Origin of the sequence: Burkholderia cepacia (assembly GCF_001039005.1) — a bacterium.
Lineage (GTDB): Bacteria > Pseudomonadota > Gammaproteobacteria > Burkholderiales > Burkholderiaceae > Burkholderia > Burkholderia theae.
The window spans coordinates 64827-76548 of the sequence record NZ_LDWR01000066.1; the positions used below are offsets into that span (position 1 = coordinate 64827).

The following is an 11722-nucleotide window of genomic DNA, read 5'->3' on the forward strand; positions in this document are numbered from 1 at the left end:
CGCTTAGTTACCCGAACTGCGGATCGCGTCCGGCGAGAAGTACGCCTCGTTGAACTGCGGGCTGTTGTCGAGCTTCGGCATCGGGCCTTCGTTGGTCAGGCGGTCGGCCATGTATGCGCCCGAGATCAGGTCGTGGAAGAACACCGCGCTCGGGTAGAACACCTTCGCGTCATACGCGTACAGCGACGTCGCGACGTTGGTGCGCCACAGCTGGCCGCGTGCGTCGTAGTTGTCGGCGAGCAGCGATTGCCACGAATCCTCGTCGATGTACAGCACACGCTTCGCATACTGGTGGCGATAGCCGCTCTTCAGCGTCGCCTGCAGCACCCACACGCGATGCAGCTCGTAGCGGATATACGCCGGGTTCTCGTGGCCCTTGGTCAGCAGGTCGCCGTACTTCACCGCGCTGTCCATCACCTTGTAGTTGTCGTAGGGCACGTAGATCTCGCGCTTGCCGACGATCTTCCAGTCGTAGCGGTCGCCGGGGCCGTTGTACAGGCGGTCGTCGTCGACGGTGCGGAAGCCGCCCGGGCCCTGCGGCTGGTCATAGCCGTATTCGGGCGCCTGGCGCACGCGCCGCGTGCCGGGGTTGTACATCCACGTGCGCGACGAGTTGTCGGCGCCGGCCTTGTCCCAGTTCGTGAAGCCGACGATCAGCGAGCCGCGGTCGGACAGCGGCAGCTCCGTCGCGTTGCGGTAGTACGTGCGGTTGTTCAGGTCGCTCTTCACGTCGTACTTGCCGACGTTGCGCGGCGAGTAGATGTCGTAGCGCACCTTGCCCCACGCGATGTTGCCGTCGGAGTACACGACCGCCTGGTCGTAGGTGGCCTGCTCGGTGCCGATCGACGACGAGAAACGCTGGTTCCACAGCAGTTCGGCGGGGGTTTTCGGGATCGGGTAGGGCACCGTCGGCGGCGCGTTCGTGAGGCCGTTCGCGTCGGACGTCATCGTCGAATCGGGCGCGTATGCGCGGATGTCCTTGTAGACGGCATCCGGGTAGCGGAAGTCGCGATGGGTCGGGTAGACGATGATCTTGAACGTGGTCGGATAGCGCTTGAACATCGCCTTCTGACCGTCGGTCAGGTGCTCCGCGTACTGCGCCATGTTCTCCGCGGTGATCGTCGCGACCGGCTTCTCGCTGGCGAACGGATCGGGGTAGCGGCTGCCGCGCTTGTACTGCACGTCGGACGGCGCGCCGAGCCACTTGCCCGACCATTCGGGCACGCTGCTGTCCTTGCTCGCGGCGCGGACCGCACCCATCGGGGTCAACAGGCCGTCGAGCGCCTTCAGGTCGTCTGTCGTGACCTTCGGGTACGACGCCGTCGCGGCGAGCGCGCACGCGGCTATCACCGACGCGCGCAGGAGGGGGAGATGAATTCGCTTCATGACTAATCCTCTTCTTGCTGAGTGACGAGCGGCCGGGCCGCTCAGAAGTGGTAGGTCGCCGTGGCCAGTACGTAGTCGCGGTCCGAGAGCGGACGCGTGACCGGGTTCGGCGATCCGAGGAACTTCGCGTAGACGAGCGACAGCGACAGGTTGCTCAGGCGCGTGAAGGTGACGCCGGCGGTCACGCGGTGGTCGCCCTGGCCCGTCAGCGAGCCGAGTGCACCGGCCAGCGGCGACGTGCCCGCCAGGTTGTGCGTGTAGGTCAGCGGCACGTCGAGATCCCAGCCGTTGAACACGTTCTTGTAGCTGAGCGTCCATGCGACTTCGAGCGCGAGCGCGTTGCGCGTGTTCGCGAGCGTGGTCGACCCGCCGAGCTCCGAGATGCTGCCCGCGTGCACGTACGTGAGTTCGCCGATCAGCGACTGCGAATTCGCGAGGAAGCTCGGCCCGATCGAGTAGATGCCGGACAGGTTGGTCTGCACGACGTTCGCGCGCGTCGACTGCACGCCCGTCGGCGTGTTGACGAGGACGGATGCGCCTTGGCGGTACGATGCCTCGCCCGCGACGTTCACCGGGCCGATCTGGGTGGAGAAGCTCGCGCCCGTCAGCTTGATGTTGTTGAAATAGGTCTGCTGGTACTGGAGCGTCGGGTAGAACGACGTGACGACGCTCGGGTTCATGTCGTTGTAGTGCAGGTAGTACAGGCCGAGCTCGGTGTCGCCGAGCACGCGGAAGCGCGCGCCGATACCCCACTGGTTGCGTGCGCTCGGCTTCTCGTCGGCGCCACGCGGAATCAGCATCCCGCCCGGGCCGATGATGTACTGCGCACCGGGGCCGGTGACGTCCGAATAGCTCCAGTAGGAACCCGGCGCGGTCAGGCGGTTCTGCTGGAACGAGAACTGGTAGTACGCAAGCAGGCTCAGGCGCGGCGTGATCTGCCACTGCGTCGAGATCTGCGGCACCGGCAGCAGGATGTCCTTCACCTCCGCGCCGGCCATGTACGACTTGGTCGCGTCGGACGGCCCCTGCGCGCCCGCGATGTTCGGGAAGAACAGGCTTTCGCCCCACGCGACGACCTGGTCGCCGACCTTCACGTTCAGGCTCGTCGAACCGATGTGGAACGTGTTGTACGCATACGCCGCGAGCAGCGTCGTGTGGCCGCCCGACCAGTAGCGCGCGTCGCTCGTGAAGTTGTTGTACTGGCCCGAGTGGTTCACGGTGTCCGGTGCATCGTTGTAGTTCGGGCGGTGGTAGGCCTGGTCGTAGAACGTGTCCGCGCGGACGAACACGCCCCAGTCGTCGTGCTTCAGGTTCACTTCGCCGAGCAGGCTGACCTGGTTCTCGATCAGCTTGTTCTTCGCGAAGTTGCGATCGCCGTCGTCGCCGTTGATGTTCGCCGGCGTCAGCAGATTGCCGCTCGGTGCGCGCGTGCGCATGCCGAGGCCGTAACTGAGCGTGAACGTATAGTCCAGCGTCGTGTCGGCGCCCAGCTCGATCGTGCTGCCTGCATGCGCGCTGGGAACGGCGCATGTCAGCAGCGCGGCGGCCAGCGTCGACAGCGTGGCGGTTGCCCGCTTGTCGGTACGGCGCGAAATCCGTTGATGCATGGTGTCTCCTCTTGGGGGTATCGACGACGGTCGTCTATGTGTGTTGTCGTGAGAGGCAGAGTAGGGAGATCGCGGTAGCAGGGAATCGTCAAAATGAACTAGATGACTTCCCTAGGACTGGCAACGATTCGTCCTGCACCGCTTGCATCGCATGGTTCAACGCGCGGCCGACTGCGCGGCGCTCAGGAACGCCGGCCGCTCGCCGCCGCCGTCGAGCCGCAGGTTCGCGCCCGACGTGTACGACGCGTCGGGCGACGCGAGGAACAGGCACGCGGACGCGACGTCGTCCGGCGTCGCGAGCCGTCCGGCGGGAATCGTCGCGCGGATCGCATCGAGCGCGTTGTCGTCGCCGTAGTGACCTTCGGTGGCCGAATCGGTCTGCACGAGGCTCGGGCTGATCGCGCACACGCGCACGCGCGGCGCCCACTCGACCGCGAGCGACGTGACCGCGTTGACGAGGCCCGCTTTCGCGGCGCCGTACGCGGCCGTGCCGGGCGACGGCCGCGACGCGCTGACGCTCGCGATGAACAGCATTACGCCGCCGTGCGGCTGCGGCTGCATGATCGCATTCACGCGCTGCGCGAGCTGCAGCGGCGCGATCAGGTTCAGCCGTACGATCGATTCGGTGAAGCGCGGCGATGCGTCGGCCGCGAGCGCGAACGGCGAGCCACCCGCGTTGTTGACGAGCACGTCGAGGCCGCCCGCCGTATCGCGGATCGTCGCAAGCATCGCGTCGACCTGTTCGATGTCGCGCAGGTCGGCCGCGACGAACGTCGCCGTGCGGCCGCCGGCCATAGGCGGCGTGTCGGGCGCGCTGCGTCCGCAGACGAACACGCGCGCCCCTGCCGCGAGAAACCGTTCGGCGATGCGCCGCCCGATGCCCTTGGTGCCGCCCGTCACGAGCACCGTCTTGCCGCTGTAGTCGAATCCGTTCATCGTCAGCCTCCGTTTCGGTGGGCCGATGATAGAAAGAAGCGCGCGCGGCTTCGTAGTCTGAAAGGATGATGCCGGCCGGCGCCGGCGGCGCAATCATCGGGGCAAGCATCCATCGATCGACGAAGGAGACAACCCGCGATGACGATCCCCACGACGCCGCCGGCCGGCATCTTCACCGACGTACCGGGCGGCCTGCGCCTTCACCATTACGAGGCGGGCGAGGGCCGGCCCGTGGTGTTCATCCACGGCAGCGGCCCGGGCGCCAGCGGTTTCAGCAATTTCAAGCACAACGTCCCCGCGTTCGCGGCGGCCGGCTATCGCGCGATCGTCGTCGACCTGCCCGGCTACGGGCAGTCGTCGAAGCCGTCCGATGTGGCCTATACGCTCGATTTCTTCGTCGGCGCGCTGCATGCGCAGCTTGCCGCGCTCGGGATCGGGCCGGCCGTGCTGCTCGGCAACTCGCTCGGCGGCGCGATCGCGCTGAAATACGCGCTCGACTATCCGGACGAGGTGGACGGGCTGATCATGATGGCGCCGGGCGGCGTCGAGGATCGCGACACCTATTTCCGGATGGAAGGAATTCAGCGGATGGTGAAGCTGTTCACCAATCGCCAGATGAATGACGACACGATGCGCGAACTGCTGACGCTGCTCGTGCACGACCCGGCGATCGTCACCGACGCGCTCGTCGCCGAGCGGATGAAGGTGTGCGTCGAGCAGCCGACCGAAGTGCTGTCGACGATGAGCGTGCCGAACCTGACCGACGCGCTCGGCGACCTGCGCAGCCCGGTGCTCGGTTTCTGGGGCACGGACGACCGCTTCAATCCGGTCGGCGGCGCGCTGAAGTTCCTCGAACGCTGCCGCGACGCGCGCTTCGTGCTGATGAACCGGTGCGGCCACTGGGTGATGGTGGAACACGCCGACTATTTCAATCGGGAATGCCTCGATTTTCTTGCGGCGCGGAATACGCGATAACGCCGGATGCCATTGAAGGTCGCCCCGGCATGGGCGGCCCAGCTAATTACACGGAGACATCATGAAACTCATCGAAGAACTGTTCGACCTGCGCGGCAAGGTGGCTGCGATCACCGGCGGCGCGCGCGGCATCGGCGCGGAGACGGCCCGCACGCTGGCGGCCGCCGGCGCGAGCGTCGCGATTCTCGACGTGCTGTCGCAGCCGGCGGAAGCGCTGGTCGAGGAAATCCGCGCGCAGGGCGGCCAGGCGGCGTTCTGGTTGCTCGACGTCACGCAGGAGGCCGACGTGGCGCGCGTGTTCGGCGAGATCGTCGCGCGCTTCGGGCGCCTCGACGTGCTCGTGAACAACGCGGGCATCGAAGGGCACAACGTACCGACGCACGAGCTCACGCTCGCGCAATGGCAGCGCGTGCAGGACGTGAACGTCAACGGCGTGTTCCTGTGCACGCGCGCGGCGATTCCGCACATCGACGCGGCCGGCGGCGGGTCGATCGTGAACCTGTCGTCGATGTACGGGATTGTCGGCGGCCCCGACGTGCCCGCGTATCACGCGTCGAAGGCTGCGGTGCGGATGATGGCGAAGGTCGACGCGATGCTGTATGCGGCGAAGAACATCCGCGCGAACTCGGTGCACCCCGGTTATATCCGCACGCCGATGCTCGAGGAGGCATTCCGCCAGATGGGGCAGGACCCCGACAACGTGTTCGGTTATTTGCAGACGCACGTGCCGATGGCGAAGATCGGTAGCCCGCGCGACATCGCGGCCGGCATCCTGTATCTCGTGTCGCCGGCCGGCCGTTACGTGACGGGTGCGGAGCTCGTGATCGACGGCGGTTACACCGCGCGCTGACGCGAGACGGTACTGGCAACGGAACAGGAGACAGGCAGTTGAAAGTGCTCGTGGCAGTGAAACGCGTGGTCGACGCGAACGTGAAGGTCGGCGTGAAATCCGACCGGACCGGCGTCGACATCGCGAACGTGAAGATGTCGATGAACCCGTTCGACGAGATCGCGGTGGAAGAGGCCGTGCGGTTGAAGGAGGCCGGTGTCGTGACCGAGGTGGTCGCCGTGTCGGTCGGCGTCGCGCAGGCGCAGGAAACGCTGCGCACGGCGCTGGCGATCGGCGCGGATCGCGCGATTCTCGTCGAGTCGACCGATAGCGTCGAACCGCTGGGCGTCGCGAAGGTGCTGAAGGCGCTGGTCGGCAAGGAACAACCTTCGCTGGTGATTCTCGGCAAGCAGGCGATCGACGACGATTCGAACCAGACCGGCCAGATGCTGGCCGCACTCGCCGGCCTGCCGCAAGCGACGTTCGCGTCGAAGGTGACGGTGGCGGACGGCAAGGCAACGGTCGCACGTGAAGTCGACGGCGGCGCTGAAACGCTGTCGCTTCAACTGCCGGCCGTGGTGACCACGGACCTGCGTTTGAACGAGCCGCGCTACGTGACGTTGCCGAACATCATGAAGGCGAAGAAGAAGCCGCTGGAAATCGTGAAGCCCGAAGACCTGGGCGTGGATGTGACGCCGCGCCTGAAAGTGCTCAAGGTGAACGAGCCGCCGAAGCGCGCGGCCGGCGTGAAGGTGCCGGACGTGCAGACGCTGGTCGGGAAGCTGAAGACCGAAGCCAAGGTGCTGTAACAGGAAACGCAACGAAATGACGATTCTGGTATTGGCGGAACACGACGATGCGTCGATCAAGGCCGCGACGCTGAATGCGGTGGCTGCGGCGCACGCGCTCAACGCGGCAGGCGGTGGCGACGTTCACGTGCTCGTCGCAGGGCACAACGCGCAAGCGGCGGCCGAGGCGGCAGCACGGATTGCGGGTGTGGCGAAGGTGCTGCTGGCCGATGCGCCGCAGTTGGCCAATGGTCTCGCGGAAAACGTCGAAGCGACGGTCGTGAGCGTCGCGGCGCATTACTCGCATATCGTTGCGCCGGCAACCGCTTACGGCAAGAACGTCGCGCCGCGCATCGCCGCGAAGCTGGACGTCGCACAGATCTCCGAGATCACGGCGGTTGTTTCAGCGGATACGTTCGAACGCCCGATCTACGCAGGCAATGCGATCGCGACGGTGCAGTCGGGCGACGCGGTCAAGGTCGTCACGGTGCGTGCGACGGGTTTCGATGCGGTGGCAGCCGTTGGCGGAAACGCTGCGATCGAGAAGATCGAGGCAGCCACCGACGCCCGCGTGTCGCAATTCGTGAGCCGTGAAGTGACGAAGCTGGATCGTCCGGAACTGACCAGCGCGAGCATCGTCGTGTCGGGCGGCCGTGGCCTCGGCAGCGGCGAAAACTACACGAAGGTGCTGGAGCCGCTGGCCGACAAGCTGCATGCCGCGCTCGGCGCGTCGCGCGCGGCAGTCGACGCAGGCTACGTGCCGAACGACTATCAGGTCGGTCAGACCGGCAAGATCGTCGCGCCGCAGTTGTACATCGCGGTCGGCATCTCGGGTGCGATTCAGCATCTGGCCGGCATGAAGGATTCGAAGGTGATCGTCGCGATCAACAAGGATCCGGAAGCGCCAATCTTCAGCGTGGCCGACTACGGTGTCGTCGGCGACCTGTTCACGCTCGTGCCGGAAGCGGCCGCGGCGCTCTGACCGATGCCGCTGTTCGAATTCAACGGGATGCGGCCGCGCGTCGATCCGTCCGCATATATCGACCCGAGCGCGGTCGTGATCGGCGACGTGACGATCGGCGCGCGCTGCTACATCGGCCCGCATGCGAGCCTGCGCGGCGACTTCGGCGCGATCGTCGTCGATGACGGCAGCAACGTGCAGGACGGCTGCGTGCTGCATGTCGGGATCGGCGAGACGTGCCGGCTCGGTGTCAACAGCCATATAGGCCACGGCGCGATCGTGCATGGCGCGACGCTCGAACCGGACACGATGATCGGGATGAATGCGGTCGTGATGGACGGCGCGACGATCGGCGCGACGACGATCGTCGCCGCATGCGCGTTCGTGAAGGCCGGTTACGACGTGCCGCGCGGCGTGCTGCTCGCGGGTGTGCCGGGGCGGGTCGTGCGGCGCTTGAGCGATGCGGAGATCGACGCGAAGGCGAACGGCACGCGGATTTATCAGCAGCTGGCGGCGGATTGCTTGAGGACGATCAGGCCGATCGACGGGTGAGCGGGGCGGCGGCCAGCCGTCATTCCGCGGATGCGTGCCTGGTGGCGCGAAAACCTGTTGCCGTTGACCTGAACCCCGAAAATCCGAGACTGGAGACGGCTTGCCGAAGACGCGCCGAAAGTGGAGTGCCGTAGACCTCCAGAATCGAATAGCCGTCGCGATGCATTGTGCTGTTGTGGTGATCGTCCACGGCATCCAGTATTCCCGCGCACCAGCTTTCCCGGTCGCTTCCATATCGGAGGAAGGTGGTGATGCGACTTTCGCCGGCTTGCCCGGACAGGGCTGCTGACGCAATCCGGATCTGCTTGACCACGGCATCATTCACGGGGCTCGTCACGACCCACGTATGCCGCACGATTGCGGCGATGTCGTGAATCCGTTCGCCGCTGTCGGGATCGACGATCAATGCGATCGTGTCCTGCTTCCTCATCAGTGTTCCCCGTCGTTTTCGCCGCGATCGCGCATCGGTCGCACCCGCCGGTGGATCGGGCCCCTGCAGGATCGATTTGCGTCGCACGTCGCCGTTGGCTTAAGATCGGCAGCAATTCATCCCACGCCTTCAGCGCCAATGAAAAACAGCACACGCCTGCGGGTCGCCGTGATTATCTCCGCTTTCGCCGTGTTCAACGTTTACATGCACGTTCAGCAGTTCATCAGTGGTTGCATCTGGGTCAGGGGCCATCATCGCTGCAGTTTCGAAAACAGCACGAATTTCGAGGGTTGGATGGATCTCGACTTGATGATCACCTGTTGCTGGGTCGCTGCGGCGGTGGTCGGCTGGATTGCCGTCGTGGAGTCGGCGAGGAAGCCGGGTTAGGGGCGCGATGCACGTGCTCCGCGAAATACACACGATGCGGCGATTCGAACGAATCGACTCTGTCAATCCGTGACAACGTGTATCCGCTGGTCTTTACCGATTGCTCGATGCCGATGTCCTGCGTCGACGCCGAACCCGTGTTCCGGATCCATTCGAGCCTGCGGTTGGCCTCGGAGATCATGGCGATCCTGGGCGGGATGAGCGGTTGAGCGCGGCTCGCGCGCGTGGATGGCGGCCGTCGGCGGTCGTTGTGTTTTCACCTTCCGTGCCGGGATAATGATCCCGCGTCGCGCACGCGGCGCGAACGGAGGCTCCCATGCAATTTCCGACGGGATCGGTGGTCGCGCTCAGTTCGGCCGCCGCGACGATGTTTTCGCTGGGCATGCTGTTTCTCGGCTACTGGGGATGGCACGAGCCGCTGCCCTGGCGGTTCGGCGACTACATCGTGATCCTGCCCGCGCTGTTGGGCTTCGCGTGCCTCGCCAGCGTGCCGTTTCTCGCGACATCGCCGATGAAAACCCCCGACGACGAGTCGCGCATGTTCGTCGCGCGGCGCGTGTTTCTGTGCGGCGCGATTGCGGTGTGGTGTGCGATCGTCGCGTCGCTGTTCGTGTGAGATCCGGGTGAGACGGCGGTCGCCGGAACAGCCTCGCGCGACTGCTTCGAAAAGTCTTGCGTCACGCCGTGGCGCACGGTTTTCACGCGTCGAAGCGGGCCGCCGTTCCTGCTTTGATTTCACCGTGGCGTGCACTAGATTCGAAGCGTTCACATGTCACCGAGCGCGAGGTGGAGTCATGACGCCGTGGGAGATTCAGGGCACCGAATTGGTCAATTGCAATTGCTCATACGGTTGCCCTTGTCAGTTCAACGGGCTGCCGACCAACGGCGGCTGCGAAGCGATGGGCGCGATTTCGATCGACAGCGGCCACTACGGCGACGTGGTGCTCGACGGTGTCGCGATCGCGGTCGTGTTTCAGTGGCCGGGGCCGATCCACGAAGGCAAGGGCAAGTGCCAGCCGATCGTCGACGAACGTGCCAGTCCGGCACAGCGCGATGCGGTGCTGAAGATCATGACCGGTCAGGACACCGATCCGTTCGCCACGATGTTCTCGGTATTCGCGTCGACGCTCGAACAGGCGTTCGATCCGATCTTCACGAAGATCGATTTCGACGTCGATGTCGATGCACGGCGCGGCCGGATTCACGTCGATGGCGTGTTCGACGTCGAGGGCGAGCCGATCCGCAACCCGGTGACGGGCGACGAGCATCGCGTACGGATCGACCTGCCGCACGGCTTCGAATACGAGATCGCCGAAATCGGCTCGGGCACGGGGCGCTCGCAAGGCAACATCGCGCTGACCCTCGACGGCACCTATGCGCAGTTCGCGCGGCTGCACCTGAACAACCACGGGCTGATCCGGCATCGCGTCGCGGCATGATTCCCCTCGACAACTGGCTCGGGCGCGAGCGCGTCATCACGCTGCTCGGCATGGCCGCGCTCGTCGGCGTGTGCTGGTTCTACCTGTGGACGGGCGCGGGAACCGGCATGTCGGCGCTGGAAATGACGACGGTCGCGCTGTTTCCGCATCGGCTCGCGGACGACATGGGCAGCATGGATCCGTCGCTGCCGACCGTGATCGCGATGTGGTGGGTGATGATGATCGCGATGATGACGCCCAGCGCGGCGCCGCTCGTGATGCTGTACCGGCGCGTGCTGCGACATCGAGGCGCGGACGGTGCCGGTTCGGCGTTCACGTCGGTGTCGCTGCTGGCTGGCTATCTGATCGCCTGGCTCGCGTTCTCGATCGGCGCGGCGTTGCTTCAGAAGCTGCTGCAGCCGGCCGGGCTGATCTCCGCGATGATGCTGTGGTCGAAGAGCGCCGTCCTGTCCGCGATCGTGCTGGCGTTGGCCGGGTTCTATCAATTCTCTCCGCTGAAGCGCGCATGTCTTAGGCAATGCCGTGCGCCGGCCGGATTCCTGGTCGCGCACTGGCGTCCGGGCGTCGCCGGCAGTTTCCTGCTCGGCGCGCGGCACGGGATGTATTGCGTGGGCTGCTGCTGGTTGCTGATGGCGCTGCTGTTCGTAGGCGGCGTGATGAATGTCGTCTGGATTGCCGCGTTGTCGCTCGTCGTGTTCGCGGAAAAAGTCCTGCCCGGCGGCGAACGTATCGGCCGCGCGCTGGGCGTCGTACTGATCGCCTGGGCTGGCGTGACGTTGATCGTGTGATGCACTCGACAACATCGGGATGCCGCCGATGACGATGGCGTTCAAGGTCGCCGACGCGGCCATGATCGCGCCGCTTCATGTAGGCGACAGGGTCAGGGTGCGGGTCGAAAGCGTCAACGGCACGCTTACGATCGTCAAGCTTGTGAAGCGGCCGTGATGCAGATGCCGCGCATGCGCGGTCGTGGCAGGTTTTTTTCCATTCGTGCTACGTAACGCAGGGCCGATGTTACGTCGAGATTGCCGGGACGCCAGCGTCGATTGACCCGAAGGGCTGGGCTCGCTTGCGATGCGTCGTGCCGGAAAGGGCCACCGGCACGGTCGCTGCGGCACGATTGAAAGGTTGTTAACAACGCCGATAGAGATGGCACGGTAGCTGCTTGCTGAAATGATCGCGCTGAATAGCTTACGGGGGCTTCCATGCAAAATCATTTCATCAAGGCGAACGTTGCGCTCGCCGCCATCGCCGCGGCGTGCGCGCTGGCTGCGTGCGGCGGCAGTGACGTTACCTCACCGACACCGGGCGGTAACACCATCGGAACGACTGCGAACGGTACGTCAAGCGGCACGAGTGGCAGCAGCGGCACGAGCAGCAGCGGCACGAGCAGCAGTGGCACAAGCAGCAGCGGCACAAGCAGCAGTGGCAC

14 protein-coding genes and 1 pseudogene are annotated in these 11722 nt (G+C 65.4%); 10 read left to right on the forward strand and 5 right to left on the reverse strand.

All coding sequences use genetic code 11. The annotated features are described in order from the left end of the window. Positions 1–3: 3 nt before the first annotated feature. From VL15_RS33510 to VL15_RS33520, 3 genes are all read right to left on the reverse strand, one after another. Positions 4–1386 (reverse strand): DUF1329 domain-containing protein, encoded by a 1383-nt coding sequence (locus VL15_RS33510; RefSeq protein ID WP_048251097.1) that lies wholly within the window; start codon positions 1384–1386, stop codon positions 4–6. Positions 1387–1427: 41 nt separating this feature from the next. Then, positions 1428–2993 (reverse strand): DUF1302 domain-containing protein, encoded by a 1566-nt coding sequence (locus VL15_RS33515; protein WP_048251098.1) that lies wholly within the window; start codon positions 2991–2993, stop codon positions 1428–1430. 156 nt (positions 2994–3149) lie between these two features. Then, the gene (locus tag VL15_RS33520; protein ID WP_048251099.1) at positions 3150–3929 is read right to left on the reverse strand and encodes an SDR family oxidoreductase; all 780 of its coding nucleotides are present in this window, start codon (positions 3927–3929) and stop codon (positions 3150–3152) included. Positions 3930–4067: 138 nt separating this feature from the next. Between VL15_RS33520 and VL15_RS33525 the strand changes: the two genes are divergently transcribed. The 5 genes from VL15_RS33525 to VL15_RS33545 all read left to right on the forward strand — a co-directional run bounded on the left by VL15_RS33525 (position 4068) and on the right by VL15_RS33545 (position 8034). Further along, positions 4068–4904: an alpha/beta fold hydrolase gene (locus VL15_RS33525; RefSeq protein ID WP_048251100.1), complete on the forward strand. Its 837-nt coding sequence runs from the start codon at positions 4068–4070 to the stop codon at positions 4902–4904. A 61-nt stretch (positions 4905–4965) separates the two neighbouring features. Beyond that, complete coding sequence (locus VL15_RS33530) at positions 4966–5754, forward strand: SDR family NAD(P)-dependent oxidoreductase (protein ID WP_048251101.1); 789 nt, start codon at positions 4966–4968, stop codon at positions 5752–5754. Positions 5755–5792: 38 nt separating this feature from the next. Further along, a complete protein-coding gene (locus VL15_RS33535; RefSeq protein ID WP_048251102.1) occupies positions 5793–6542 on the forward strand; it encodes an electron transfer flavoprotein subunit beta/FixA family protein in 750 nt (249 codons plus the stop codon). A gap of 16 nt (positions 6543–6558) precedes the next feature. Continuing rightward, positions 6559–7503 carry an electron transfer flavoprotein subunit alpha/FixB family protein gene (locus VL15_RS33540; RefSeq protein ID WP_048251103.1) on the forward strand — a complete coding sequence of 315 codons (945 nt, stop codon included), beginning with the start codon at positions 6559–6561 and terminating at the stop codon, positions 7501–7503. Between the two features lie 3 nt (positions 7504–7506). Continuing rightward, entirely contained in the window at positions 7507–8034 is a 528-nt protein-coding gene (locus VL15_RS33545) for a transferase hexapeptide repeat family protein (protein ID WP_048251104.1), read from the forward strand. 19 nt (positions 8035–8053) lie between these two features. On the opposite strand, the gene VL15_RS33550 is transcribed toward VL15_RS33545, so the two are convergent. Next, positions 8054–8464, reverse strand: coding sequence for a hypothetical protein (locus VL15_RS33550; RefSeq protein WP_048251105.1), 411 nt, complete (start codon positions 8462–8464; stop codon positions 8054–8056). A gap of 138 nt (positions 8465–8602) precedes the next feature. On the opposite strand from VL15_RS33550, the gene VL15_RS33555 reads away from it, so the two are divergent. The 5 genes and pseudogenes from VL15_RS33555 to VL15_RS33575 form a co-directional block, all read left to right on the forward strand. Next, positions 8603–8851, forward strand: coding sequence for a hypothetical protein (locus VL15_RS33555; protein WP_048251106.1), 249 nt, complete (start codon positions 8603–8605; stop codon positions 8849–8851). Positions 8852–9167: 316 nt separating this feature from the next. Continuing rightward, the gene (locus VL15_RS33560; RefSeq protein ID WP_048251107.1) at positions 9168–9467 is read left to right on the forward strand and encodes a hypothetical protein; all 300 of its coding nucleotides are present in this window, start codon (positions 9168–9170) and stop codon (positions 9465–9467) included. 178 nt (positions 9468–9645) lie between these two features. Continuing rightward, positions 9646–10290, forward strand: a complete 645-nt coding sequence (locus tag VL15_RS33565; RefSeq protein ID WP_048251108.1) for a DUF1326 domain-containing protein — start codon at positions 9646–9648, stop codon at positions 10288–10290. Continuing rightward, positions 10287–11078 carry a DUF2182 domain-containing protein gene (locus VL15_RS33570; protein ID WP_048251109.1) on the forward strand — a complete coding sequence of 264 codons (792 nt, stop codon included), beginning with the start codon at positions 10287–10289 and terminating at the stop codon, positions 11076–11078. The genes VL15_RS33565 and VL15_RS33570 overlap by 4 nt, the downstream gene beginning before the upstream one ends. A gap of 1 nt (position 11079) precedes the next feature. Beyond that, positions 11080–11235 (forward strand): annotated as a pseudogene (locus VL15_RS33575) (copper-binding protein); the annotation flags it as partial. A 268-nt stretch (positions 11236–11503) separates the two neighbouring features. Here the strand turns inward: VL15_RS33575 and VL15_RS43640 are convergent. Beyond that, a partial coding sequence (locus tag VL15_RS43640) for a hypothetical protein (protein ID WP_196319657.1) occupies positions 11504–11722 on the reverse strand: 219 nt, incomplete at its 5' end.

What these genes read in the sequence shown, in the direction of transcription:
- VL15_RS33510 (WP_048251097.1), bottom strand. Translation starts at nt 1,386, where the DNA reads ATGAAGCGAATTCATCTCCCCCTCCTGCGCGCGTCGGTGATAGCCGCG.
- VL15_RS33515 (WP_048251098.1), bottom strand. Translation starts at nt 2,993, where the DNA reads ATGCATCAACGGATTTCGCGCCGTACCGACAAGCGGGCAACCGCCACG.
- VL15_RS33520 (WP_048251099.1), bottom strand. Translation starts at nt 3,929, where the DNA reads ATGAACGGATTCGACTACAGCGGCAAGACGGTGCTCGTGACGGGCGGC.
- VL15_RS33525 (WP_048251100.1), top strand. Translation starts at nt 4,068, where the DNA reads ATGACGATCCCCACGACGCCGCCGGCCGGCATCTTCACCGACGTACCG.
- VL15_RS33530 (WP_048251101.1), top strand. Translation starts at nt 4,966, where the DNA reads ATGAAACTCATCGAAGAACTGTTCGACCTGCGCGGCAAGGTGGCTGCG.
- VL15_RS33540 (WP_048251103.1), top strand. Translation starts at nt 6,559, where the DNA reads ATGACGATTCTGGTATTGGCGGAACACGACGATGCGTCGATCAAGGCC.
- VL15_RS33545 (WP_048251104.1), top strand. Translation starts at nt 7,507, where the DNA reads ATGCCGCTGTTCGAATTCAACGGGATGCGGCCGCGCGTCGATCCGTCC.
- VL15_RS33550 (WP_048251105.1), bottom strand. Translation starts at nt 8,464, where the DNA reads ATGAGGAAGCAGGACACGATCGCATTGATCGTCGATCCCGACAGCGGC.
- VL15_RS33555 (WP_048251106.1), top strand. Translation starts at nt 8,603, where the DNA reads ATGAAAAACAGCACACGCCTGCGGGTCGCCGTGATTATCTCCGCTTTC.
- VL15_RS33560 (WP_048251107.1), top strand. Translation starts at nt 9,168, where the DNA reads ATGCAATTTCCGACGGGATCGGTGGTCGCGCTCAGTTCGGCCGCCGCG.
- VL15_RS33565 (WP_048251108.1), top strand. Translation starts at nt 9,646, where the DNA reads ATGACGCCGTGGGAGATTCAGGGCACCGAATTGGTCAATTGCAATTGC.
- VL15_RS33570 (WP_048251109.1), top strand. Translation starts at nt 10,287, where the DNA reads ATGATTCCCCTCGACAACTGGCTCGGGCGCGAGCGCGTCATCACGCTG.